A 24,249-nucleotide genomic window follows, 5' to 3' on the forward strand; every position below is an offset into this window, starting at 1 on the left:
TACCAATGCTATCTATTATTACCATAAATCGTAATAATGAAATTGGTCTAGAAAAAACAATTTCCTCCTTGCGCATGCAAAGTAATCAGGATTTTGAATGGATTTTTATTGACGGCAATTCAACTGATTTATCACTTGCTCTGGCCAATCAATTTACTAGAGTAAGGGATAGATTGGTATCTGAACCAGATGGTGGAATTTATAATGCAATGAATAAAGGGGCTATGCTAGCCCATGGGGAATGTATTCTTTTTCTAAATAGTGGCGATATCTTTGCTAATGAAAATTGTGTTGATTACATTCAAAATATATTTAAAAAAAATGTCGATTTAGTGCTATTTGGTTTTTCGGTAAGGGGAGTTGTAAGAATGCCAAAACCCATCTGGTGGCGGTATTGGAATTTGCCCACTTCGCATCAAGCGATCGTTTATCGCACAAGTCTATTAAAAGATCATCGATTTGATGAGTCTTATCGTTTTTTGGCTGATTTTGAGCATTTCTTGCGGATTCATCCCGAGCGACTAAAGGTGTCTTTAGTTAACCAATTACTAGTGGTTAACGAAGCTTATGGCACGGACCAACATCTTCAAGCGGTTACCCAAGAGTACCGTTTAGCTTTGCTAATTCATGGCTGGCCTTTATTTAGCGCCCAATTTTTAGCTTGGATCAAAGCAGCTTATCTTAAGCAAGTTTTGAAATAATTTTCTTGTTTAAATTACAAAGCATATGAATTCAATTACCGCCGTTATTTTAACTTTCAATGAAAGTCTACATTTACAACGCTGCATTGAGAGTATCTTCCCCTTAACAAAAAATATTGTCGTGGTAGATTCTTTTTCAACCGATGATACTGTTGATATCGCCAGGCGCTGTGGAGCAAATATTTTGCAGCGTGCTTGGCAAAATAACCATTCAGTGCAATTTAACTGGGCCTTAAGTCAATTGCCCGCTAGTACAGAGTGGGTTTTTAGAATAGATGCTGATGAAATTTTAACGACTGTATTGATTGATGAGATTAAGCAAACTTTACTAACTATTAATTCATCCATTGTTGGATTGCAATGTATTCGGAAAATGGTTTTTCAGGGATCGCTCTTAAAATATGGTGGTATGGGGGGGACACGTACCTTAAGATTATTTCGTTTTGGTCATGGCCGCTCTGAATCGCGCTGGATGGATGAGCATATTAAGCTAGATGGACAATCGCTGAATTTATCCGGTGCAATTATTGATAATAATTTGCAAAGCTTGGAATGGTGGCGAGCCAAACATGAAAATTATGCAAAGCGCGAGGCAGTAGATTTACTTAATTTGAAGTACCATTTTTCTGCAAGCGATTCAGTGGCATCGCAAGCAGTAGTTTCGCAACTAAGCTTAAAGCGTAAGATAAAAGAAAAAATTTATGCGCGCTTACCAAAGGGGCTGCGCTCAATGGCTTATTTTATGTATCGTTATATATTACTGGGCGGCTTTTTAGATGATGCTAATGGCCGATCTTTTCATCGCTTACAGGGCTATTGGTATCGTAATTTAGCTGATCATAATGTGGCTCAGGTTGAGCGTTACAAACAAGAGCATGGGGTGGATATTAAGACGGCCATTACGCATGTTTTAGGTATTACGGTGTAATGCGTTAGTGTTTTTGATTGCCTTGAATAAATTGGAGGATGGCAGCAAAGCCTTTTTGTTGGGTCTCTTGTAAGTCTATCGCTATAACTGCGGCATTACTTTTTTTCTGCGCCAACCTTGCCGGGTTTAATTGGGCATAAAATTGGTTCACTTGGCTAGATAGATTTGCTGTGGGATCAATATGCCAACCCGCGTCGCCTAGTAAGTGCCAATTATCGTTAGTATTTGTGCCGCAATAAAGTAGTGCGGCCTCTTGGCAAATAGAGCTGACTGCTTTTGATGGCACACAGACATGATCCCATGAGGGACTTAAGGTAGCAAGATGTACATCAATAAATTGCAGTTGGTTCTGGGGAATAGTTTCCAAAATCTCTACCCCTTGCATCTTCTTTGCAAGATTTAATAGGGCCTGCGCCTTTGCCCCATAAGTGCTAAGGATGAAATGAAAGCGCGAGGCATCCATTTGACGAATTAGCTCAAGAATAAACTCTGGCTCATGGGCTTGCCCCAAATTGCCTGCATAGCCCAATAGAATTTTACCGTTCTGCTGAGCCCAAGCAGGCTTTGCTTCAGCTCTATTTTTCTTTAAAACGCCACAAGGCAAAATAAGGCAAGCTATGCTCCAGTCATATGATTGTTGAATAAATTCTGCTTGCTTGGAGCCTAGGGCAATGAGTAAATTCGGCTGATGGCGTTTAATGGACTTAAGGAGGAATTGGTAGATAAAATTTTTGGGCTGAACTAGTTTGGCAGCATAAAAAGCTTGCGGGAAAAGATCCATACTCCAATAAGCCCAAGGAATGTTGAGCTTGCTTGCAAGTCGACCAACCCAGAAATTCAGTAAAGGCGGATCAGTCATGCAGATCCAAGGCGCTTGTAGGAGTTCCCTAGCTTTTCTCGCCATCAAAAAGCCTTCAATTAAATTAGCGCACAAGCGCATTAACTTATTTTTGCCATTATAAAAAGCGGGCACATAGTGAACTTGTCCAAAGACTGCTTTGCGTGAACCAGCCCCTGCGTATTGCCCATGAGTAGTAATGATTTCAACCTTGACACCCTGCATAGTCAAATACTCAGCTAATTCATTAGCAGATGTGCCAGTAATGCCTGCCCCAGGCGGGTAATTACGGTTAAGAATTAAGCAATGCACAGTATCGCCGCGCACTTAACTTTTGCGCACATTCCAGCTATCGACAATCTCTGTAAAGATGCTATCTAATGATTTAGTGATATCCCATGCAGGATAATGCGCTTTCATTTTAGATAGATCACTGTAGTAGCACATATGATCGCCCTCACGATTTTTATCGCTATATTCCCAGTACATTTTTTTGCCCGATAATTGTGCAACACGATCAAATGCTTCAATCATTGAGCAGCTATTATTTTTGCCGCCGCCGATGTTATATACCTCACCTGAGCGCGGGGCTTGAATGAATTCCCAAATAAATCGTGCAACATCATAAGAGTGAATATTGTCCCGCACTTGTTTGGCTTGATAGCCAAACACCGTATATTTTTTACCTTCTAGATTACATTTAATTAAATAACTTAAAAACCCATGTAGTTCAACACCACTATGATTGGGGCCAGTTAGACAGCCACCCCTAAGTGCGCAGGTTTGCATGCCAAAATAGCGGCCATATTCTTGCACCATTACATCGGCTGCTACTTTGGAGGCGCCAAAAAGGGAGTGCTTGCTTTGGTCAATAGTAAATGTTTCTGCAATGCCATTTTGCATAGCAGGATCTGCAAACTCCCAGCGGGTCTCCAATTCAACTAAGGGCAGTAAGTTAGGTGCGTCTCCATACACTTTATTGGTGGACATGTGGATAAAAGGCGCGTCTGGGCATGCACGTCTTGCAGCTTCAAGTAAATTAAGAGTGCCTACGGCATTGGTATCAAAATCATCAAATGGGATAGCGGCGGCACGATCGTGAGAGGGCTGAGCAGCAGCATGCACAATGACATCGGGTTTGAGTAGAGCAACTAATGCTATGAGACCAGTGCGATCACGAATATCGATTTCATGGTGGTGAAAATTGTTAATACTAGTTTCTAGGCGCTTCTGGTTCCAGCGGGTATCTCCCTGTGGGCCAAAAAAAACCGCACGTTGGTTATTGTCTACACCATGAATAGCATAACCTTGTTCGGCAAAAAATAGACATACTTCAGAGCCAATGAGACCAGATGAGCCCGTGATAAGAATTTTTTTCATACTGAATTTTAGATTAAAAGATAAATTGTGCGTACAGTGTGCCTAGCTATTTGCTATTTAAACCAGCCTGGTTTTTTAAAGCGCACTACTGCGCGGTAGAGCACGATATAAATCACTACAAAAATGAGGGCGCAGAGCATAAGAACAAAGGGGCGCTTCCACCAGAGTATGGCGGGAATAATGCTAATACTGGAGATGACCCAAAGGTAGGGCGAGGTTCTGGAATTGGTTAAATATTCTTGATCAGGCAAGAGATTGGGGCCGTAAGCCCACTTCACCATACGGCGATAAATGAGACTATGAAAATGCGCTCCATCGGGCAGACTAGGATTTTTGCCTTGGTGCACGAGGCGCCGCCAAATGGTAAAGAGGGTTTCAAAGATGGGATACGCATTCACCAAAATAGCGAACCAAGAAGAAACTAGGGGGTTTCTCGAAACGAGCAAGATCGATAGAATGCCGACCCAAAAGCCAATTAAATAAGCCCCGCCATCGCCCAGAAAAATGAGGCCACGAGGGTAGTTCCAAATAAAAAACCCACCGATGGCGCCAGCCATGGTTAGTGCAAGATAAATAATCATTTTGTCTTGGACTTGAAAGGCTACATAGCTGATGGCCAAAAGGGCAATGATGGCAATCATGCTGGCTAAGCCATTAAATCCATCAATGATGTTGTAAGCATTAGCGAGCCCAGCCACTGCAAAGCAAGTAAAGAGCACCGAAACCGCTTGGATAGCCAGCAGTTGATCGATACCAGCAATACCCAAATTGCTGATCCACGCATTCAGAAAATAGCCTGCGATGCCAGCAGAAATGGCGGTACCAAAGAGGCGCCAAGTAGAACTAATATGTTTTGTAAGATCTTCGGCAATACCTAGTCCAAATGCAGGAAGAGCCGCGAGACTTAAGAGGAGCAATTCCCGCCAATAGTTAAGTGATTGGAGGTAAGCGGCGAGGCTAGTAACAAGCAAGGCAAAAAAGATACCTAGACCCCCAATTCGAGGAACTGAGGCTGTATGGAATTTTTGGGGGCCTGATAAATCAGAATCGGCCGACCAGCGTTTGTGAAGGTGCTGATAGCGAATAATGAACAGAATGCTGAGCAGAGAGCTAAAAAATGACAGAAGCAGGGATGACATAGCGATATTTTAAGGGCAAAAGGAAAATAATCGCCCTAAAAACAAGGCCTTATTGCATATTTGGGGCAGTTTTAGCAAAATCGCTAAAAACGCGAACCCCTTTATAATCAAGTGGCAAACTAAAAATTGCTCTCATGAGCGGAAATATTTCATCCTTTACCCAATGTCTGAAAGCACCACAAACCAATCTCATTTAGGCTCTGTACTGCCCTCTAATCGCAGTTTTGGGCTCTTGTTCACCATTGTTTTTCTGTTAGTAGCCGGATATAGCTGGTTTGAGCTATTGACCCGCGCTTGGGTTTATTTCTGGGTCGCACTTTCTGGGCTATTCCTATTTTTGACCTTTATGGCCCCCGGTATTTTGTCGCCACTTAATAAGGCCTGGTATCGCTTAGGCCTATTGATGGGTAAAGTAGTAAGCCCCATCGTATTGGGAATTTTATTTTTCATTGTCATTACCCCTGTGGCTATTGTTACGCGTCTATTTGGGCGTGACGTTTTGTTACTACGTAAACGCGATGTTAATTCTTATTGGATTGAGCGCAACCCGCCAGGTCCTCAACCCGAATCATTTAAAGAGCAGTTTTAATTGATGCATTTCACACATACTAGGAATAGCAATGAATTTTATTAAAGAGTTATGGAAATTTTTGCGAGTGCGAAAAAAATTATGGCTTTTACCCATCATCATTGTGATGGTAGTTCTAGGTGGCTTATTAATATTGGCAGCAAAGAGTGCTGTAGTTGCGCCATTTATTTACACGCTCTTTTAATATTAGCTATTTTTAGCTCATGAAAATTCTGGGAATCTCGGCTTATTATCACGACTCAGCTGCTTGTTTAGTTGTTGATGGTACAGTTGTTGCCGCTGCTCAGGAAGAGCGTTTTACGCGTAAGAAACATGATCAAGGCTTTCCGATTCATGCGATTGACTACTGTCTGAGTGTGGGCGGAGTGAATGGCGGCGCTTGCAAACCTGCTGAAATTGATTACGTCGTCTTTTATGACAAGCCCTTTTTAAAGTTTGAACGCTTACTAGAAACCTATTTGGCCTATGCGCCCGTTGGCTTTCAGTCGTTTGCTACTGCTTTGCCAGTCTGGTTAAAAGATAAGCTCTTTCAAAAATCAGTGATCGCTAATGCGTTTAAAGACCATTGGGGCGGCCAAATTGATTGGAGCGAGCGCTTATTATTTTCAGAGCACCATCTTAGTCATGCCGCCAGCGCTTTTTATCCTTCTCCTTTTGAAGAGGCCGCTATTCTTACGATGGATGGGGTAGGTGAGTGGACCACAACGTCTTTAGCAGTGGGCAACGGTTCTGACCTTCAGGTATTAAAGGAAATTCATTTCCCTCATTCATTGGGTTTACTCTACTCCGCCATTACGTATTACACCGGTTTTAAAGTGAACTCTGGAGAATATAAGGTGATGGGTTTAGCGCCTTATGGAGAGCCGAAGTATGCTCAACTAATGAAAGACCACTTGATCGATATTAAAGACGATGGCTCTTTTTCTTTAGATATGAGTTACTTTAATTACTGTACAGGCCTGACCATGACTAATGCCAAGTTTGACCAACTATTTGGTGGTCCACGGCGTAAAGAAGAATCTCCTTTGACGCAGCGCGAGATGGATTTAGCCGCCTCGATTCAAGCAGTAACTGAAGAAGTAGTTATTAAGTTAGCTAAAGGTATTGCCAAATCAACCGGCCTGAAAAATTTATGTCTTGCCGGTGGCGTAGCCTTAAATTGCGTTGCTAATGGTAAGTTGCTGCGGGAGAACGTGTTCGAGAAAATCTGGATTCAGCCAGCCGCAGGTGATGCGGGAGGTGCTGTGGGCGCTGCTTTAGGGGCTTACTATCTCATGTTGGGTGGCAAACGCCGCGTTGACCCAACATTACAAGATGGTATGAGTGGTTCGTATTTGGGGCCCGAATATCAACAAGACGATATTGAACAACGTCTCGCAAGTGTTGGGGCTAAATTTACTACGCATACCGATGCGCAGATTATTGAACTTACAGCCCAAGCATTAGAAGAGGGTAAAGCCATTGGCTGGCACCAGGGACGGATGGAATTTGGTCCTAGGTCATTAGGTGCGCGCTCTATCTTGGCAGATTCACGCTCACCAGCGGTACAAAAATTGCTTAATCTAAAAGTTAAATACCGCGAATCATTTAGACCATTTGCCCCTAGCGTGTTACGCGAAGATGTCACCGACTGGTTTGAAATCGAAGTAGATAGCCCCTATATGTTGCTGGTAGCTGATGTTCAACAGTCTAAGCGTAAGGCAATGACAAAAGAACAAGAGCAATTATTTGGTATTGATAAGTTAAATGTTCCTCGCTCCGATATTCCCGCGGTTACCCATGTAGATTATTCTGCGCGGGTTCAAACGGTGCATCAAGAGACTAACCCTAAATATCACGCGCTTATAGCCCGTTATAAGGAAAAAACTGGCTGCTCAGTGATAGTCAATACCTCATTTAATGTGCGTGGTGAGCCGATTGTATGTACACCAGAGGATGCATTCCGCTGCTTAATGGGTACCGAAATTGAATTTTTGGTAGTTGGTAACGCAATTATGCGTAAAGAAGATCAAGATCCAGCCTTAAAGCTTGACTATAAAAATGCGTATGAACTTGATTAAAAAAAAAGTAGCAATTCATACCTTCATTCTTTTTAGTCTTATCTGTCTTGCCTGCTATTTACTATATTACGCTTATGCTCAGCGTAGTGTTAGTGCATTGTTCTGGGCTATCAGTTTTATTTTGGCGGCTTGGGCAGGCTTTTCTGCTTTCTTACGCAGTTTTTGTATAGCCATTATTTCCATTACCGTAACCCTTGCGCTGGTGGAGGCGGGATTGGCTTACCTGCCAGAACTAATGGCAAAAAAAACCAATGAGGAAACTCCAAGGTCGTATTTCGATACTAACTTTAGTTATAGTACACCCGCGTATTGGCAGTTAGGACCATTTGGAAGTCAGCCGCAAGCAGGCATTTTTCAATCACGCGCATTAGCCAGTAATGGCGGAGTTATCTATACCGCAACATATACGATTGGAGCTGATGGCTTTAGAGTAACCCCCCAGTTTGGCGTAGATTTAAAAGATGCAAACAATATGACTGCCATTAATTTGCCGCGCATTAATTTTCTAGGTGATTCTTTTATCTTTGGCGAAGGCCTTAATGATGACCAAACTATGGAGTATTTTACTGGCAAGATAGCTTTAGAAAAAAAACAGCCAGTAGTAGTGAAGAACTACGGCGTGCATGGTTGGGGGATGCACCAAGCCCTAGCAGTCTTACAAAGTAAGCTTGATACGAAGGCAAATTTACAGTACGCCCAAACCTCTCCTTGGCATGCTAGTCGGTCAGCTTGCGTTGATTTTTATTCCTTTGGCTCACCCAAATATAAATTATTAGCCAATGGCCTTGTAGAGCGTGATGGCTACTGTCGTTCTTTTTCTTGGCTTGAGAAGTCTCCTAAAGCCATTCGTGGCCTCGTTAATTCTTCTAAAATTTATCAACTATTGATTGATAGTCTTTTTGTAACCGCAGATCAGGATCAGCAAATTCAGTTGTATTTAGGTATTCTAAAAACCATGCAAGCCGATTTAAAACACAAAGGGCAACCCTTTATTTTGGGGTTTATTAAGGCTGATGAAAAATGGTTTGTTGGCAGCTATAACAATGAAAAAATACTAGCCGCAATTAAAGCACTTGATATCGAAGTCATTGATATGACCTTAGCAAGTAAAAATGAAGAGCTAGCTAAGCAGTATTACATTCATGAATTAGATAAACATCCTTCAGCCTTAGGAAATCAGGAGCGCGCGAGCATACTTTTCCCATTATTTAGAAATTTGCCGCTTTAGCCATTTAAATGGCGCCAATATTTTCAGTATTTTTGCCATGCGTTGCTCTAATAGTAGGGTTTTATCTTCGACCACGAGTAGTTTTTGTTCAAAATCCTGTAGGGTTTTATTGAATTCCTGCAGGTTGGTATTAAACCGCTGTATATTAATTTCAGAGGCTGTTTGTCTTTGGTCTAGGGTATCAATCCGGCTATCGTAACGATTCGCTAACTCATGTAGTGATAAGCCAAATACCTGATTAAATAAGTCATCAAATTGAGCTAGTTCTGCCGCGTTACCAGTTTTTTGAGCAATGACTGCATAGTCTGGGCTCGCATCATTAAAGATTTGGTAAAGACTAGGAAACTGCTTTAGTTTCACTTCAGGCGATTCTTGCAGGCCTAAGACCTTGCCACGTGCAAAGCCATGAAATTCAGTTAAGAATCTTAATAACTTTGATGGAATTGGATGATCGTGGGTTGGGTCTAAATAAAAATTCGTGGTGGCTACAGTAATATTTTCAGCATTAGGCGTTTCAAGAATCAATAAGCCTGCGGGTTTTAGTACGCGTAAGGCTTCTTTAATTAAAGTATGCAAATCGTCGCTATTTAAATGTTCAGCAAGGTGAAAGCCAGAAACAATGGCTTGGCTATCATTGGGTAATTTCTGCAAGTAGTCAATGGCATTTACCGTTTCTACTTCTAGACCTAGCTTACGACAAGCTTCCAGCATGCCGTCGTCTAGATCAACGCCATATGCTGTGATTCCATTGTCTTTTAAGACTTCAAGCCATTCGCCGCGCCCACAGCCTAAGTCAAGGGCTGGCCCTTGGGGGTAAAGTGATTTCACTACAGAAATAAAAGGCTGATATACCTGCAGCCGTTTCTTGATAATTTCGCGTGATTCTCGAAACTGGTCCTCAAGGGCGCGATAAAAATCGATACTCATTGCTGTATCTCCACTTTGGGGGGTAACCAAGCTACCCCAAGAAATTGATCATGCTTCGTATTGATAACGCTAAATACTATTGCATGATCGCGCCATTCATAGTTTTTACCAATATGCGTATCACTAGCATGTAAAGCAACCGCTAAAGAGTAGGTGCCTGCACCTAAATTTGCGTCAAACTGAAAATCGAAAGCTACTTGTTCACCCTTTTTTAGATCATGTAAGGTTTTTTGGAGGTGGTGTGTATTGGTGCCATATACCGATTGGCCAACACGGTCTTTAATCATATAACCAAATACCAGCGATTCAATATCTTGCTCGCAAGCGATAGTAGCCCGAATACTAACGGACTGACCGACATGAATGATATCGGTATTTTGACCCGCTGCATTGACTAATTTGAGATTGATAATTTTACATTCGCCCGACCCAGAAATCGTTTGTACTTTACCGGTAGTTAAAGCTTCTTGGCGTACATGTTGATTTTCATGATCCGCAATAAGCGCATTGTAATAATCCATGACAACCTCTGGCTTACCTTCGAGTGCAATCTTACCTGCGTTTAAGAGAATCGCGCGATCACAAATCGATTGAATTGCCATTTTATCGTGCGAAACAATCAACAAAGTGGTGCCCTGTTCACGAAACTCGCGAATACGATCAAAGCATTTATGTTGAAAATAGGCATCACCGACCGATAAAGCCTCATCAACTATTAGAATATCGGGACGCTGTGCAGTGGCGATACTAAAAGCCAAGCGCATTTGCATGCCGCTCGAATAAAAGCGGATAGGCTGGTCGATATATTCACCTATTTCAGCGAAGGCCTCAACTTCCGGCATGAGTAGGGCGATATCTTCTACGCTATAACCAAGTAGTTGTCCCGCCATATATACATTCTGCCGCCCAGAGAAATCGGGATGAAAGCCCATACCCAACTCGAGTAAGGCAGCAATACGGCCATTAACAGTAATGGTGCCAGTGCTAGGATGGGTGGTGCCGGAAATCATTTTTAATAAAGTACTCTTACCAGCCCCATTAGTACCAATAATGCCAAAAGCCTCGCCCGCTGCAATCGTAAAGTTAACATCATGCAAAATCCAATTTTGCTGATGGCGCGGACGGCTAAATGGCAATAACCACTCGACGAGTCGCGACCAACGATTGGTATAGCGTTTATAGGCTTTGCCTAGATTCGAGACGACAATAGCGGGCATTAGGTTTGATCCATTACAGTTCGTCAACCATTTCTGCACCGTGCTTACGAAATAGATGGACACCAATGAAGGCGAGAGCTAGGGTTAATAGGCTAACATACCACAGGCTATTCCACTGTGGATATTGACCTGCGATAAAGATTGCGTGGTAACCGTCAATTATGCTCATCATGGGGTTTAAGGCTAGGTAAGGTCGGGCATACACTGGCAAGATATCACTGGCATAAACAATGGGCGTAAGCCAAAACCAGAACTGCAGAAAAATACCGTACATCTGTCCAATATCACGAAAGAATACATTTAGTATGCCCAAAGAAATTCCTAGGCTAATGGCGAAAGCAACTTGAATTAATAATAAGGGAATGACTGCGAAATATACCCATCCTGGAAATGAGCCCGTGAGCACTAGAAAAGCAGTGAAGATCAGAAATACCAGCAAAAAATTGAGCATGGCATTGCTTATGACGATGATAGGCAGACATAATTTAGGAAAATTAAGTTTCTTTAGCAGGTTTGCGTTATCTAAAAAAACAGTTTGGGAGCACAATGTAATTTCTGCAAATAAGTTCCAAGTAATAATACCAATACACAAATAAATACTATAAGCAAAAGTGCTATCAACCCCGGGTAGCTTGGCGCGCATCACTTGTGAAAACACCAAGGTATAAATGAAGATCATGGCTAGTGGATTAAGAATGGGCCAAGCTATACCCAATAAAGAATTCTGGTACTTAGACTGAAATTCTCGTTTAACGCTGCCTAAAATAAAGGCTCGAAATTTCCATAGGGGGGCGAGCTTTTTATGAATCATCTGATTGTTGGACGGTTCGAATGATCTTCGACTAAGTGTAATAACCTATTAACTAGCATTTGGGTACTTTCTTTCCACGTCAACCATTGCATAGTATCCGACTTTGGATGGCTTTGATTATTAAAAAGCTGTAGCCAAGCCTCAACTGCGCTCGCCACGTCATTGGGCTCATCGCCCGTAAAGTAAAAAGCACTATTTCCCGCTACCTCTCTAAAAACAGGAATATCCCTGGCAATAATAGGTAGTTTACGGCTAGCAGCTTCTATGAGGGGTAGACCAAATCCTTCGCCCGCCGATGCGGATATGAGGCAGGTGCTAGCAGCATAAACAGCCTCTAAGTATTCATCGCTGATGCTATTCAGCCAAAATAAATGGAGGTTTAGCTGTGGATGATGATTAATACTATTTACAAACTCATCCATCAACCAGCCTTGCTTGCCAATGATGATTAAATTCAGATTTGCACCTTTTGCCCATAATGACTCAAATGCTTTTAGGACTTGTGGATAACCTTTACGAGGCTCTATCGTGCCAATTAAAACAAAGCTAGGCACGGCAGTTAATTTGTTCAAAAGTTCAGCTGCATTTGCGGGCAGCCCCAAAGTGGGGACTGAATTTTGAATATCCGCGCCTAAGTGAAACCATTCAATATGAAATTGGGGTGATAGATTAGGAATCTGGTCTTGCGCCCATGATTTATAGTCATTTGCTACTGCTTGGGAGATACAGAAAATACCATCATACTGGCTAATTTGTTTGAGCCAGCGGGCATGAATTAGATCGACTGTTTGTGGAAAGGCATGCGGGAAATACACCGGAAGCAAATCATAAACTACAAAAAATATGTTGACTCCGTTGAGATGTAGCCCATTTAAAAATTGTTGTTGAACTTGAATATTTTGCGACTGTAAATCTAGCCCAAGAAAAATATCACCCGTTTGTGTTTCAATTGCCTCATCTTGCAGATCTGGTAGTAATTGATCATTTATAGCAGGCACTTTTGATTGGGCGAGAAACTGCTTAGTAAAGGCTGTCGCATAGCGGTAGCCTAAATTAACTTTATCAGAATAAATTAATTTAACTTCATAATTTTTAGGAGGTTGATGGAGCAGCTCTGTAATGATAGATCTGACTACGCGTTGAATACCAGTTTTAGCGTCAAGTACTGCTAACTCAGAAATATCAATTAATAACTGCGGTTTTCGGTTGTTTGCTGGAAAGGTTTGTGCAATACATGCTGAAAGCCTGAGGAGATCTTCTTTATTGGGTGGGAACTCAATAAAAGTGGTTTCTGTAAGTTGCTTTAATAAATAATTCAAGGCGGTATCACTAGTAATCAATTTTTGGTTTGAGAGATGCTTTGATTGGCAATATTCAAAGGCTGCTATTGCGCGTTTAGCCGAAATATCCCAAGAAAATTTCTTTGCCTGGACTTGGGCATTAGCCCTTAAAGATTGCTTAAATTCCTCATTACTTAAAGTAAACAGCAATTTTTCAGTAATAGCCTCGGTTGAAAGGGGGTTAAATAAGGCCGCGGGATTCTCAATGATTTCAGGGATGCTAGTCATATTTGAGGCAATGACAGCCGCCCCAGATTTCATAGCCTCAAGGGCAGGCAACCCAAAGCCTTCATGCCAAGATGGAAAAATAAATACTTCACACGTACAGTAAAGCGTATGTAGCTCACTATCTGTGAGGTAGCCTGTAAAAATAACTTCATTTTTTACAAAGGAATACTCTTTCGATATTTTGAGGTGCTGAGCAAGATTTACGGGAGAAATTTTCCCTGCCAACACGAGTTGTCGATTTTGGCGAATTTCGCTGGGTAATTGGTTGTAAGCCTTCAGAAAACGGAGTAAATTTTTACGCGGATCTTCGCCGCCTGCAAACAAAATAAATGGATGTTTGATCTCGAGTTTTTTTAGTAAATCCTCTGGATCGACACTGGGTTTAGTACTACTAAAAATATCATCCGCTGCTGCAGAAACATTCACAACCAAGTCTGGAGGCAGTGGAAGATTTTCTAATGCCTCCTGACGAGAAAATTCAGAGATTGCCAACAATAATGAGGCTTTCTTTAAATAGTTAAATTTTCGTAAATAATGTTTTTTATAGATGGGATGAGAATCTAAATATTCTTTGGGATTGACGTAGGGAATGAGGTCATAAAAAGTTACGCTAACAGGAACTTCAGAATGCCATTTTTTAATACTTGTAGCGGCGTTGTCGCAAAAACCCTCAAACAAACTAGAAAGATGAATAATGTCTGGATTAAGTTGCGCAATAAATGCTTCGCGAATATATTCTGCCGCCTCTCTTCGCAAATCTGTTTTTTGACGATCTTCGGCTATTGGTCCTGGCGCATACCAGATTCTGATTTGCTCATTGGGTAAAAATGGAGAAAATAATTTGCGTATGGGTTCAATCGTATCTTCGTAAATACCATTGAGGACAATAAATACTTGATGTTCACCTCGATTACGCACAATGGCTAGTGCTAGTGATAGGGAGTAACGACCAATTCCACGAAACTGACTAATACTTTGAGCGCCCTGTAAATCGAGAACAATGCGCATTATTCAGCCCTATTTTTTTTGGTATTAATAAGCTGCTGATTTAGTTCTTGATATATTTTTCGCCCGCGTTCGGTTAACTGGTTTTCAGTAATATCAATGGCGATCACTGGTCCAATCATATAAGGGGAAAGGGCATTATTGCGATCTAAATAATGCACGAAATACATTTTTTTAAGTCTTTTCAGGATGCCTGTGGAGCGCAGAAAATCAATGCCAGTTTTACGTAATTGCGGATGGCGACTTAAAAACGCCATGATATGGTTGAAAATTAATAAAATAATATGCTTTATAGAGGCCTTCATAGCGCAGTTATCATTAGTTATTAATTCACTTGATTCATGTTTTGGGGCTACGTTGTACGTTGGTGCGTAGCAATTCGCAGCAATTTGCGTAATGAGTCATTATATTGAATTTTTAAGGGCCAGCATTGTATTCTCGCCTATGCATCATCTTTTGCGGTAGCCATTTTGCCGCTAAAATGTATCAATTCAAACTTTAATAAAGAACCCCTTGAGCTTATTTCCCCACCATGCCGGTTTTCTAGCGGGTCTAAAGAACAGTGCGATCAATGAGACTAGAAAATTTATTGTTCTATTCTTATATTTAAGTGTTTGGTTTAGTGCGCTAGTTTTACTATCAAATTCAATTTTGCGCGCTAATGAATTGCCTCTGTTGACGCTCAGTTTTGCCTTAGTGAAAGCCGCTTTGTGCGCAAAATTTATGCTTTTAGGGCAAAGTCTATTTCCCATGGCCCTTGGTAAGGGGAAACCGATTTTTTGGATTTTGATGCGGCACTCGATAGTGTATTTAGTTGTAGCCTTAGCCCTTAGTTTTTTTGAGGCAGGCTTGGAGGGTCTCTTCCATCACAAACCCTTTTTTGAATCGCTACTCAATTTTGAACAAGGTGACCCCTACCGCTTAGCAGCTACCAGCTTTATTTACTGGCTGATTATTCTGCCCTACTTGGTATTTGTCGGCATTCGCGAAGAATTGGGGTATAGCGAAGTGAGTCGTATTTTGTTTGATGCTGCTGATGTAACTACTGATGCAACTGCTGTTAAGGTACCAGACTCAGGAACAGGTACTCAAAGAAAATAATTAAGTGCACCACGCCTTGCATGAGGGTAGTTCGGCCAATGGCGAGAGTGAGAACACTCACAAGGAAAGTAAGAAAAAGAAAAATGATGCCTACTGAATTAATTCCAAGGCTAATAGGTAAATTAAACCAAATAGAAATAATGGCTACCGCAGGAATGGTTAAACCAATACTAGCAAGTGCTGAGCCCAGCGATAAATTTAAACTACTTTGCAGTTGATTAGCGCGCGCCGCTTTAACTGCGGCAAGGCCTTCGGGCAAGAGAACTAAAGTGGCAATCGCAATGCCGACGACAGCTTTAGGTGCGCCGATAGCCATAACGCCAGCTTCAATAGCAGGGCTTAAGGCTTTGGCTAGGCCCACCACTAGCACTAAAGCTACGATTAGCAGAATGCCACTAATAATGGCCTTAAGATTGCTCGGGTGTGGGGCATGCGTTACGCCAGCCATTTTTTGCGTAGCCTGAAGTGGTAAGAAGTAGCTACGATGACTCACCGTTTGAAAAAAGACAAATGCCCCATAAAGCGCTAGTGAAGCAATACCAGCAAAGGCCAGCTGACTATTGTTAAAAGTTGGCCCTGGACTGCTGGTAGTCACAACCGGCATGACTAAACTAAATATAGCCAGAGCAGCTAGAACAGCTAGTGCGGTATTACTTCCCTCGATTCGAAAACTTAACTCTTTATGGCGCAGACCACCCATAAAAATACATAAGCCGATAACACCATTAATCACAATCATGATCACCGCAAATACGGCGTCGCGAGCAATTAATTCGGAGCCCGCAGAGCCCGTGATCATCATCGATACAATCAGCGCCACTTCAATAATGGTGACGCAAAGCGCTAAGATTAGCGTGCCGAATGGTTCGCCAACCTTATGGGCAATTACCTCGGCTTGGTGCACTGCCATTAAGACCGAGCCAATTAGTAAGGCGCTAAGTAGCGCAATGGCCCAAGTTTGATTAAGTAAGCTTGACATAGTTCAATGGAGGCAATAAAAGAATAAATATACACGACAGCACATTAGCCAGATTAAAATCCATAGGTTCAATTTAAATTAAAAAATAATGATGAAAGCGCTAATCTTTTTTGGCCATGGGGCGCGTGATGCCCGCTGGCGTGAGCCGTTTGATCGCTTAAGCGCTTTATGGCGCGAGCAACAGCCGCAAATTCCTAGCGCAGTGGCTTTCTTAGAAATGATGGAGCCAAATCTGGCAGAGGCAGTTGCTCAATTAGTGGGCCAAGGCGCTACTGCGATTCAAGTGATTCCGGTATTTTTTGGACAGGGCGGACATTTACGCAACGATTTCCCCAAATTACTTCAGGCCTGCCAACTGCAATTTCCGCAAGTATCTTTAAGCGCTTCGTCGGCTGTCGGCGAAGACACTCAGGTCTTGCAAGCCATTATCGATTTCAGTAGCCGAGCAATTTAAGACGGCGTCTGCGGCTTGAATCTGCACTGGAGATTCTTGTCTACTTCTTAAAGCCTCACCAATCATGATTAAGAGCGGCGAATTACTGTTAAACCATGACTTGGATTGATGATCTGTAAGTTCAGCTAAAGTAGTAGTAAAGATGCGTTCGCGTGGAGTGCTGACAGATTCTAATAAATGTACAGGTGTATTCATAGGGCGCCCTTGAGCAATTAATTCTTGTGCAATGCTCACTGCATCTTTGCGGCCCATGTAATACACCAAGGTATCTGCAGTAGCATGTGCGTTGGGAAGGCTTGATATCGGTGCAATTTGCCCAACAGAGTCTGTGACTATATTACTTGCTTGCGCTTGAGTAATGAAGGCCACACTCCGAGCCACGCCACGCAAAGTTAACGATTGCTTAATGGCCGCTGCACCGGCGAGCGCAGCCGTAATACCTGGCACGACCTCAGTTGGCACCCCAGCTGCTTCTAGGGCGCGTAATTCTTCATCAGCACGGCCAAATAGCATGGGGTCGCCACCCTTTAAGCGCACCACAGTTTCATAACGCTGGGCAGCATCAACTAAACGCTTATTAATAAAACGTTGCGATGATGATAATTGCCCGCAGCGTTTACCGACTGGTACGAGAATCGCTTGGGGACACAAAGCAAGCATTTCAGGCTCAACCAAAGCATCATGAAACACAATTTGCGCGCGCGCTAATAAGTTCGCTCCGCGTACAGTAATTAAATCGGCAGCGCCGGGTCCTGCGCCAACTAAATATACCTTGCTCACTAAGCGGCCTGCAATTCTTCTTCAAGACAGTCATACTTAGCTGCTTGAATAAGTTGACTTCGAGAATCGCGCCAGGCGTGTTGAAGGTTAACGCTGTAGAGCGAGAATTGTTTCAAGGCCAGGGTTTGATCTTGATCTGCGCGCAAAGAAAATTGATCGAAACCAACCCGACTCATTTGCCGTAGTTGATCGATCAGCACATCTCCAATGGCTAAAATATTGCCTTGCCAATGCAAGCGCTCACGTAACAATGCGGCAGTACTATAGCCGCGGCCATCCGTAAAAATAGGAAAATGAACAGCCACCAAAGGCCATGCTGATGCCTTTTTAATTACTGCAGCATGGGCGAGGACATCATCTGTGCCTGTAAACCACACTGCGATCTCACCGTGGGCAGTCCGCCTGGTGATCTCATTGTTGTTTCGATGTTCTAGCCACCAAGAGAAGGGAACGATCACCTTGCCTACCGCTGGGGGCAGGTCTGAACTAGTGTCTTGGTCTGACTTGTCTTCAGCTGACGGTAGGCCCCAAACAGTCCATTCATTCTGAATAAAAGTGGCGCGATGACCCAGGCGATATGCAATTAGCGCTGTAGCTTTCATACAAGCTCCACTGATAAGTTTTGCTTGAGGTATGCAGCAGTTTTAAATGGCGCAATACCTAAGCGACGATAGGTATCGATAAAACGCTCATCACTCTGGCGTTCATTCACATACACTTTAAGAATGTCATCCATGACGGTAGGAATATCGAGCGCACCAAATGATGGCCCAATCACTTTTCCAATAGCGGCGTTTACACCTTGTTCGCCGCCAAGCGTAATTTGATACCACTCTTCACCATCTTTATCGACGCCCAGAATTCCAATATTACCAACATGATGGTGCCCGCAAGAATTAATACATCCCGAAATGTTGACGGACAAATCACCTAAATCAAATAAATAATCTAGATTATCAAAGCGTTCTTGAATTGCTTTAGCAATAGGCAAAGATTTAGCGTTCGCTAATGAGCAGAAATCACCACCAGGGCAAGCAATGATGTCAGTGAGTAAGCCAATATTAGGTAAAACTAGATTTGATTTTTTGGCTTCGCACCACAGGGCAAATAATTGACTTTGTTCGACATCAGCAAGCACTAAATTTTGTTCATGCGTTACCCGTAACTCACCAAAGCTATAGGTCTGCGCCAGCCCAGCAATAGCGCGCATTTGCTTGGCAGTCGCATCACCAGGAGCTTGTGTTGCATGGGGTTTAAGGGAAAGTACGACGCTAGCATAGCCTGCTATTTGGTGGGCGCGTACGTTACGCTCGAGCCAACGCTGGAATGCTTGGCGTGAGCTTGTATCAGCTTGTGATGCAACCGTAGCTGAATCGAGTGATGGGAGTATTTGATACGCTGGTTTAGTAAAGTGTTGTGCAACGCGTTGCCACTCGGCAGGGGTAAAGTTGTGATCACTCTCTTGAATTTGGCGCCATTCAATATTCACCTGGCGCGCAAACTCTTCCGGACTTAAGGCCTTCACTAAAATTTTGATGCGGGCTTTATAGAGATTATCGCGACGACCAAAGCGGTTATAAACCCGCAATAATGCCGTTAAATAGCTCGGTAATTTCTGCCAGGGTAAATTGGTGTGAACTAAATTACCTAGAATCGGCGTTCTACCCATTCCGCCACCGGCATAAATATCAGCCAGTATTTCACCATGATGATCTTTGTGCAGTTTAATACCAACATCGTGACACAAGAGAACGGTGCGATCTTCTTTTGAGCCATTGATGGCAAATTTAAATTTGCGCGGTAAGAAGGCAAATTCTGGATGCAAAGTAGACCATTGCCGTAGTAGCTCACAGATTGGCCGTGGGTCGACGACTTCATCGGCAGCAACACCAGCAAAGGGGTCGCTGGTTATATTGCGGATGCAATTTCCCGAGGTTTGAATCGCATGCATTTCTACCTTAGCTAGATCAGCCAAAATATCTGGGGTCTTTTCAAGTTCAACCCAATTGAATTGGATATTTTGCCGGGTCGTGAAATGCCCATATCCTTGGTCGTAGCGATCGGCAATATCCGCTAAAGTAAGTAATTGCTTACTACTTATAAGGCCATAGGGGATGGCAACGCGCAGCATATAAGCATGCCGCTGTAGATAAAGCCCATTTTGTAAGCGTAAAGGCCGAAACTCGCTTTCTGGCAGACTGCCATTAATGCGGCGTTCTACCTGGTCGCGGAATTGAATTACTCGCTCATCTATGAGGGCTTGGTCAATGGGGTCATATTGGTACATAGGAAAGGATTGTCCTAGAACCTGCTTATTTCTTTAAATAATATAAAGTTGATCTTATATATCATTTTAGGTATATAAAGTTGATAAAGTCTTTTTAAGGCCTTGAAGACCTATTTTTGATAAGGCAATATAAAATAACCTAACATGATAGGTTAAAATAACTTCATGCCAATTATTAAAATTTCACGCAAGCAAATTAAAAAAGCCAAAGCATTTGGTAAGTTAGAGCAGGCAGCAGGACTATTCGCAATTACCGCGCATTACGATAAAAGAAAAAAATTAATTGTGCTTGATTTAGCTAATGGGAGTTCTTTTTCATTTCCGCCCCATTTGGCTGAGGGTTTAGCAGGGATGCCTGAAAGTGTAATAGCTGAATTTGAATTAACTCCAATGGGCACAGGTTTACATTGGCCCAAATTAGATGCTGACTTATCAGTACAAGGATTACTTGCTGGAATATTTGGCAGTCCAAATTGGACTATGCGAGGACATTTAGCAAAAGCAGGCAGTGTAAAAAGCACAGTAAAGGCTGCTTCATCCAAGGTAAATGGCTTAAAAGGCGGAAGACCAAAAAAGATCAAGGCAGAAGTTAAATAAAGTCGTATCATTCAAAAAAACATACCAACGCTCGGAGACCTCATGAATTCAAAGTTCCTACTTAGTCTAATGACTTGCACCCTATTTGGAGCATCGGGCATTTCTCATGCAGCTGGTAACACTCCGCCTTTGCCGATGGCTAATGCCCAGAGTCAAGGGGTCAGTGTTGATGGTATTAAACGAATCGATGCTTTCTTTGCCGATGAAATTGCCAACAATCGGATGCCAGGAGCAGTCTTAGCTGTAGCAAAAAATGGCAAGCTGGTGATCTATAAATCGTATGGCTTTTTAAATAAGGCAACGAATACGCCAATGCCGCTCGACGCAATCTTTAATTTAGCTTCGATGACGAAAGTAATGGCCGCAGTGGGTGCGTTGACATTTTATGAAGAAGGCAAAATGCCTCTAAATGCACCAATTTCAAATTGGTATCCCCAAATGAAAGATATGAAAGTCGGTATCGTGGCTGCCGATGGCAGCTTGACCACGGTACCAGCAAAGAATCCAATTACGATTCAAGATCTGATGCGCCATACCAATGGCTTAACTTATGGTGCACGCGGCAATTCTGCAGTACATAAATTATTTCCAAGTGCTTCGGCAACAGCAGCTTTTGATTACACCGGCCCAGAGTTTATGGATAAGCTTGCGACCATCCCCTTGCTCTATGAGCCAGGTACAGTATGGGATTACGGTTTTGGTATTGACGTATTGGGTTTAATCGAGGAAAAAATTGCCAACAAACCTCTCGGTAGTGTGTTACAAGAGCGGGTGTGGTCAAAAGTGGTGATGCCCGATACAAGCTTTCAGGTTGCTGATAACCAGCGTGCACGTTTAGCCCAACCCTTACCACTTGATCCAATGAGCGGGAAGCCACAGAAAATCAAAATTTTGACTGATAAGGTGAAATTTGATTGTGGTGGTTCTTGTGCATTTTCTACAGCAGGTGATTACATTCGTTTTGGCCAAATGATGCTGAATGGCGGTAGCCTAGATGGCAAGCGGGTGCTGGGCCCGCAGACCGTGGCATTTATGACATCGAACCATTTAAACAAAGACATCAAAAATTTAGTTGGTGGAACCGAGCCTGGACGGGTTGGATATGGTTTTGGTTTGGGTGTGGCTGTGCGCATGGAGCGCGGTCTATCGGCGATTAATGGCAATGTTGGCGACTACACATGGAATGGTGCTAATGGCACCCTTTTTTGGGTTGATCCCAAAGAGCAAATGGTCGTAGTGATGATGGCAGTTGCCCCAGGCGACATTCGTAAAATTCATCGTGAGAAAGTCAACGCGTTAGTGTATGGCGCGCTCGAAAAATAATTAAATTAAAGAAGCTGACACGGTGTTTTTTGCCGCTGCTTTTTCAATGGCTAGTGGGGCTTGGTTTTGAAAGATAAAAACCATCCCCAAAGTTAGAACTAAAAAGATGACTAGCAAAGATAGACCTAATTTCTTCACGAAATATGAGAGGGTATCCATATAAGCGGGATCGTTGCGGCCAAAATAACGATCATAATTTTTCCACATATAGCGTCCCGCTATAACGGGCAGCACCATAAAGAGCGCCCCCAAAAAAACAGTTAACATAATATCCATAATTTTTAGTAGCTTTCATTACCCTGGCGTTATTTTTTGTTTATGCAAGGCGAACTGCCTATTACGAGAAATCATAAAGCATCGCTGGATTATCGACCAGAATAGTTTCGCGTAAATGAGCATCACTGACCCAGTCGCCAAATAGATCACATAAGTCAGCATCATGGGGCATGGTGTTTTTTACCATCACATGGGGCCAATCGCTGCCCCAAACTAGTTGCTTTGGGTTGGCTGCCAGTACTGCATCATTAAAGGGACGCATATCAGCATATAAGTCGGCAATTGCGCCTGTCTTGGTAGCAGCAGCTGATTGCGCAGAAATACGGTAGGGCCCTGTCATTTTGACCCAAGCCCGTTGATCTTTCATCAGGCTCAGTAGTCCTTGAAAGCCCGCATTATGGATGCCGTGCTTGGCATGGCAATAACCAAAATGACCAAACACTAAGTCAACCGGAAAGTTCGCAAAGATAGAGGCTAACTGCGGATACGCATTCACATGCATGAGTAATTCTAAGTGCCAGCCCAATGGCGCGATCCGTAGAGCTAAGCTTGTCAGCGCTTCAATTGGTAAGCTACCCGAAGGATCGGCGACATCAACTAGATTGCAACGTAAACCACGTACTCCTACAGCATGTAATTGCTCGAGCTCTTTATCCTTCACCATCTTGCTATCGATTGGTAATACCGCTACGCCACGCAAGTGCGTTGAATCCGTTTTTAGGGCATCAATGAGCGCGCGATTATCGGTGCCGTACACACTGGGTTGTACTAGCACCGCACGAACAACGCCTAACATCCGTAGCAGTGATCGATAGTCTTCTAGGCTGGCATCCGGAGGTGTGTAGATGCGCTCTTGAGCATACGGATATTGGGCTGCAGGGCCGCAGACATGGGCATGACAATCGACTGCGCCACGAGGAAATACACTCCGCGGGGAGCGTATTTCGCTAGCAGGTGCTTGACAAAGGGGGGTCGAATGCACGCTTATTGCGGCTCAATATTGGCGTCTTTCGCAATCCTTTGGTACTTCGTAATTTCACTATTTACAAATTTTTCAGTCTCAGCTAGATTCATTAACTTAATCGTAATACCGGCTTTTGCATAAGCAGTTTTAAGTTCGGGATCTTGTAAAGCGCGATTGATATCAGTATTGATTTTTTGTAGAACAGCTTTAGGCGTAGCCGAGGGCGCCCAAACGCCAACCCACAAACCAATTTCAAAATTGGGAAAGCCCTGTTCCGCAATGGTAGGTATCTCGGGCGCGGCTTCAGCTCGAGTAGCGCTAGTTACACCAAGCGCGCGTACTTTCCCCCCTTGAATTTGTGCAATTGCGGTTTGCAATGGTGCCATGTAATAGGCAGTTCTTCCCGAGATTGTTTCTTGGATTGCTTCAGGCGAGCCTTTATAGGGAACATGTAGCATCTTGATGCCCATGGTCTGATTAAAGTATTCAGCAGCAAGATGGGTTGAGCTTCCTACTCCCGCACTGGCAAAAGGCAGGATTCCGGGCTGAGCTTTGGCGGCATTGACTAAGTCTTTAATGGTTTTATAGGGGCTCTCTGCTGACACGACTAAGGCATAGGGACTATTTCCTAAAATATTGACGTCAGTTAGGCTTTTAAGATCATAGGGTAACTTTTTATAAATAGCCGGATTAGCTGCATACGACGCTGACTGTACTAACAAGGTATACCCATCTGGTTCTGAATTCACGACTACACCAGTACCAATAAGGCCACCAGCACCTGGCCGGTTTTCAATAATGACTGGTTGCTTCCATATATCTGTCAGGGTTTTGGCAGCTATGCGCCCAGCGATATCGGCGCCTGAACCGGGGGTGAGGGGCACGATCATTTTGACCGTGCGCGTCGGGTAATTTTGGGCCTGAGCACTAGTGCTATATAAAGACAAGGCCGAAAGGGTAGCAACTGCACAAATCGAGCTAAAGGCAATGAGCAGAGTAAAAATACGTGGGGAAATCAAGCTAGAAGGCTTTATAGGGTTAGCTCTAGTGCAGTTGGAATGCTTCATACTGTCTCCTTAGGGTTAGCCGTGCGGCGT

25 protein-coding genes are annotated in these 24,249 nt (G+C 43.1%); 10 read left to right on the forward strand and 15 right to left on the reverse strand.

Annotated elements, in window-relative coordinates; genetic code table 11:
• Nucleotides 1-5 precede the first annotated feature (5 nt).
• Nucleotides 6-701, forward strand: a complete 696-nt coding sequence (locus LZG75_RS03660) for a glycosyltransferase (protein WP_233935354.1) — start codon at nt 6-8, stop codon at nt 699-701.
• Between the two features lie 25 nt (nt 702-726).
• Nucleotides 727-1,629: a glycosyltransferase family 2 protein gene (locus LZG75_RS03665; protein WP_233935358.1), complete on the forward strand. Its 903-nt coding sequence runs from the start codon at nt 727-729 to the stop codon at nt 1,627-1,629.
• Between the two features lie 4 nt (nt 1,630-1,633).
• Here LZG75_RS03665 and LZG75_RS03670 read toward each other — a convergent pair whose 3' ends face one another.
• From LZG75_RS03670 to LZG75_RS03680, 3 genes are read right to left on the reverse strand one after another with little or no spacing between them, the layout of a single operon-like run.
• Nucleotides 1,634-2,794, reverse strand: a complete 1,161-nt coding sequence (locus LZG75_RS03670) for a hypothetical protein (protein WP_233935361.1) — start codon at nt 2,792-2,794, stop codon at nt 1,634-1,636.
• A complete protein-coding gene (locus LZG75_RS03675) occupies nt 2,795-3,847 on the reverse strand; it encodes an NAD-dependent epimerase/dehydratase family protein (protein ID WP_233935364.1) in 1,053 nt (350 codons plus the stop codon).
• A 53-nt stretch (nt 3,848-3,900) separates the two neighbouring features.
• Nucleotides 3,901-4,986: a glycosyltransferase gene (locus tag LZG75_RS03680; protein WP_233935368.1), complete on the reverse strand. Its 1,086-nt coding sequence runs from the start codon at nt 4,984-4,986 to the stop codon at nt 3,901-3,903.
• A gap of 163 nt (nt 4,987-5,149) precedes the next feature.
• Here LZG75_RS03680 and LZG75_RS03685 point away from each other — a divergent pair, with 163 nt between their 5' ends.
• From LZG75_RS03685 to LZG75_RS03700, 4 genes are read left to right on the forward strand one after another with little or no spacing between them, the layout of a single operon-like run.
• The gene (locus LZG75_RS03685) at nt 5,150-5,575 is read left to right on the forward strand and encodes an SxtJ family membrane protein (RefSeq protein WP_233935370.1); all 426 of its coding nucleotides are present in this window, start codon (nt 5,150-5,152) and stop codon (nt 5,573-5,575) included.
• 31 nt (nt 5,576-5,606) lie between these two features.
• Entirely contained in the window at nt 5,607-5,759 is a 153-nt protein-coding gene (locus LZG75_RS03690; RefSeq protein WP_233935373.1) for a DUF5989 family protein, read from the forward strand.
• 19 nt (nt 5,760-5,778) lie between these two features.
• A complete protein-coding gene (locus LZG75_RS03695) occupies nt 5,779-7,635 on the forward strand; it encodes a carbamoyltransferase (RefSeq protein ID WP_233935376.1) in 1,857 nt (618 codons plus the stop codon).
• On the forward strand, nt 7,622-8,863 hold the full coding sequence (locus LZG75_RS03700; protein ID WP_233935379.1) for a hypothetical protein: 1,242 nt from the start codon (nt 7,622-7,624) through the stop codon (nt 8,861-8,863). The genes LZG75_RS03695 and LZG75_RS03700 overlap by 14 nt, the downstream gene beginning before the upstream one ends.
• Here the strand turns inward: LZG75_RS03700 and LZG75_RS03705 are convergent.
• Genes LZG75_RS03705 through LZG75_RS03725 form a run of 5 tightly spaced genes read right to left on the reverse strand, consistent with a single transcriptional unit; the run spans nt 8,840 to nt 14,648 of the window.
• Nucleotides 8,840-9,790, reverse strand: coding sequence for a bifunctional 2-polyprenyl-6-hydroxyphenol methylase/3-demethylubiquinol 3-O-methyltransferase UbiG (locus LZG75_RS03705; protein WP_233935382.1), 951 nt, complete (start codon nt 9,788-9,790; stop codon nt 8,840-8,842). The genes LZG75_RS03700 and LZG75_RS03705 overlap by 24 nt on opposite strands.
• Nucleotides 9,787-11,007 (reverse strand): ABC transporter ATP-binding protein, encoded by a 1,221-nt coding sequence (locus tag LZG75_RS03710; RefSeq protein ID WP_233935384.1) that lies wholly within the window; start codon nt 11,005-11,007, stop codon nt 9,787-9,789. Before LZG75_RS03710 ends, LZG75_RS03705 begins: the two co-directional genes overlap by 4 nt.
• A gap of 13 nt (nt 11,008-11,020) precedes the next feature.
• Nucleotides 11,021-11,818, reverse strand: coding sequence for an ABC transporter permease (locus tag LZG75_RS03715; RefSeq protein ID WP_233935386.1), 798 nt, complete (start codon nt 11,816-11,818; stop codon nt 11,021-11,023).
• Nucleotides 11,815-14,394, reverse strand: a complete 2,580-nt coding sequence (locus LZG75_RS03720) for a glycosyltransferase family 1 protein (protein ID WP_233935389.1) — start codon at nt 14,392-14,394, stop codon at nt 11,815-11,817. The genes LZG75_RS03715 and LZG75_RS03720 overlap by 4 nt, the downstream gene beginning before the upstream one ends.
• Entirely contained in the window at nt 14,394-14,648 is a 255-nt protein-coding gene (locus LZG75_RS03725; RefSeq protein WP_233935391.1) for a hypothetical protein, read from the reverse strand. The genes LZG75_RS03720 and LZG75_RS03725 overlap by 1 nt, the downstream gene beginning before the upstream one ends.
• Before the next feature lie 256 nt (nt 14,649-14,904).
• Between LZG75_RS03725 and LZG75_RS03730 the strand changes: the two genes are divergently transcribed.
• Nucleotides 14,905-15,492 (forward strand): hypothetical protein, encoded by a 588-nt coding sequence (locus tag LZG75_RS03730; protein WP_233935393.1) that lies wholly within the window; start codon nt 14,905-14,907, stop codon nt 15,490-15,492.
• Here LZG75_RS03730 and LZG75_RS03735 read toward each other — a convergent pair.
• Nucleotides 15,452-16,471, reverse strand: coding sequence for a calcium:proton antiporter (locus LZG75_RS03735; RefSeq protein WP_233935395.1), 1,020 nt, complete (start codon nt 16,469-16,471; stop codon nt 15,452-15,454). The genes LZG75_RS03730 and LZG75_RS03735 overlap by 41 nt on opposite strands.
• A 91-nt stretch (nt 16,472-16,562) precedes the next feature.
• On the opposite strand from LZG75_RS03735, the gene LZG75_RS03740 reads away from it, so the two are divergent.
• The gene (locus LZG75_RS03740; protein ID WP_233935399.1) at nt 16,563-16,925 is read left to right on the forward strand and encodes a sirohydrochlorin chelatase; all 363 of its coding nucleotides are present in this window, start codon (nt 16,563-16,565) and stop codon (nt 16,923-16,925) included.
• Here LZG75_RS03740 and cobA read toward each other — a convergent pair.
• Genes cobA through LZG75_RS03755 form a run of 3 tightly spaced genes read right to left on the reverse strand, consistent with a single transcriptional unit; the run spans nt 16,848 to nt 19,992 of the window.
• Nucleotides 16,848-17,705 carry a uroporphyrinogen-III C-methyltransferase gene (gene cobA, locus LZG75_RS03745; RefSeq protein WP_233935402.1) on the reverse strand — a complete coding sequence of 286 codons (858 nt, stop codon included), beginning with the start codon at nt 17,703-17,705 and terminating at the stop codon, nt 16,848-16,850. The genes LZG75_RS03740 and cobA overlap by 78 nt on opposite strands.
• The gene (locus tag LZG75_RS03750) at nt 17,705-18,307 is read right to left on the reverse strand and encodes a DUF934 domain-containing protein (RefSeq protein ID WP_233935404.1); all 603 of its coding nucleotides are present in this window, start codon (nt 18,305-18,307) and stop codon (nt 17,705-17,707) included. Before LZG75_RS03750 ends, cobA begins: the two co-directional genes overlap by 1 nt.
• Nucleotides 18,304-19,992, reverse strand: coding sequence for a nitrite/sulfite reductase (locus tag LZG75_RS03755; protein ID WP_233935407.1), 1,689 nt, complete (start codon nt 19,990-19,992; stop codon nt 18,304-18,306). Before LZG75_RS03755 ends, LZG75_RS03750 begins: the two co-directional genes overlap by 4 nt.
• Nucleotides 19,993-20,157: 165 nt before the next feature.
• Here LZG75_RS03755 and LZG75_RS03760 point away from each other — a divergent pair, with 165 nt between their 5' ends.
• On the forward strand, nt 20,158-20,589 hold the full coding sequence (locus tag LZG75_RS03760; protein WP_233935409.1) for a DUF2442 domain-containing protein: 432 nt from the start codon (nt 20,158-20,160) through the stop codon (nt 20,587-20,589).
• 42 nt (nt 20,590-20,631) lie between these two features.
• Nucleotides 20,632-21,912, forward strand: a complete 1,281-nt coding sequence (locus LZG75_RS03765) for a serine hydrolase (protein WP_233935411.1) — start codon at nt 20,632-20,634, stop codon at nt 21,910-21,912.
• Here the strand turns inward: LZG75_RS03765 and LZG75_RS03770 are convergent, their stop codons facing one another.
• From LZG75_RS03770 to LZG75_RS03780, 3 genes are all read right to left on the reverse strand, one after another.
• Nucleotides 21,913-22,188 carry a hypothetical protein gene (locus LZG75_RS03770; protein ID WP_233924947.1) on the reverse strand — a complete coding sequence of 92 codons (276 nt, stop codon included), beginning with the start codon at nt 22,186-22,188 and terminating at the stop codon, nt 21,913-21,915. It lies immediately after the preceding gene.
• Nucleotides 22,189-22,249: 61 nt separating this feature from the next.
• Nucleotides 22,250-23,170, reverse strand: coding sequence for an amidohydrolase family protein (locus tag LZG75_RS03775; RefSeq protein WP_233935414.1), 921 nt, complete (start codon nt 23,168-23,170; stop codon nt 22,250-22,252).
• A gap of 2 nt (nt 23,171-23,172) precedes the next feature.
• Nucleotides 23,173-24,219: a tripartite tricarboxylate transporter substrate binding protein gene (locus LZG75_RS03780; protein ID WP_233935416.1), complete on the reverse strand. Its 1,047-nt coding sequence runs from the start codon at nt 24,217-24,219 to the stop codon at nt 23,173-23,175.
• Nucleotides 24,220-24,249 lie beyond the last annotated feature (30 nt).

Source organism: Polynucleobacter sp. IMCC30063 (assembly GCF_021395235.1).
Lineage (GTDB): Bacteria > Pseudomonadota > Gammaproteobacteria > Burkholderiales > Burkholderiaceae > Polynucleobacter.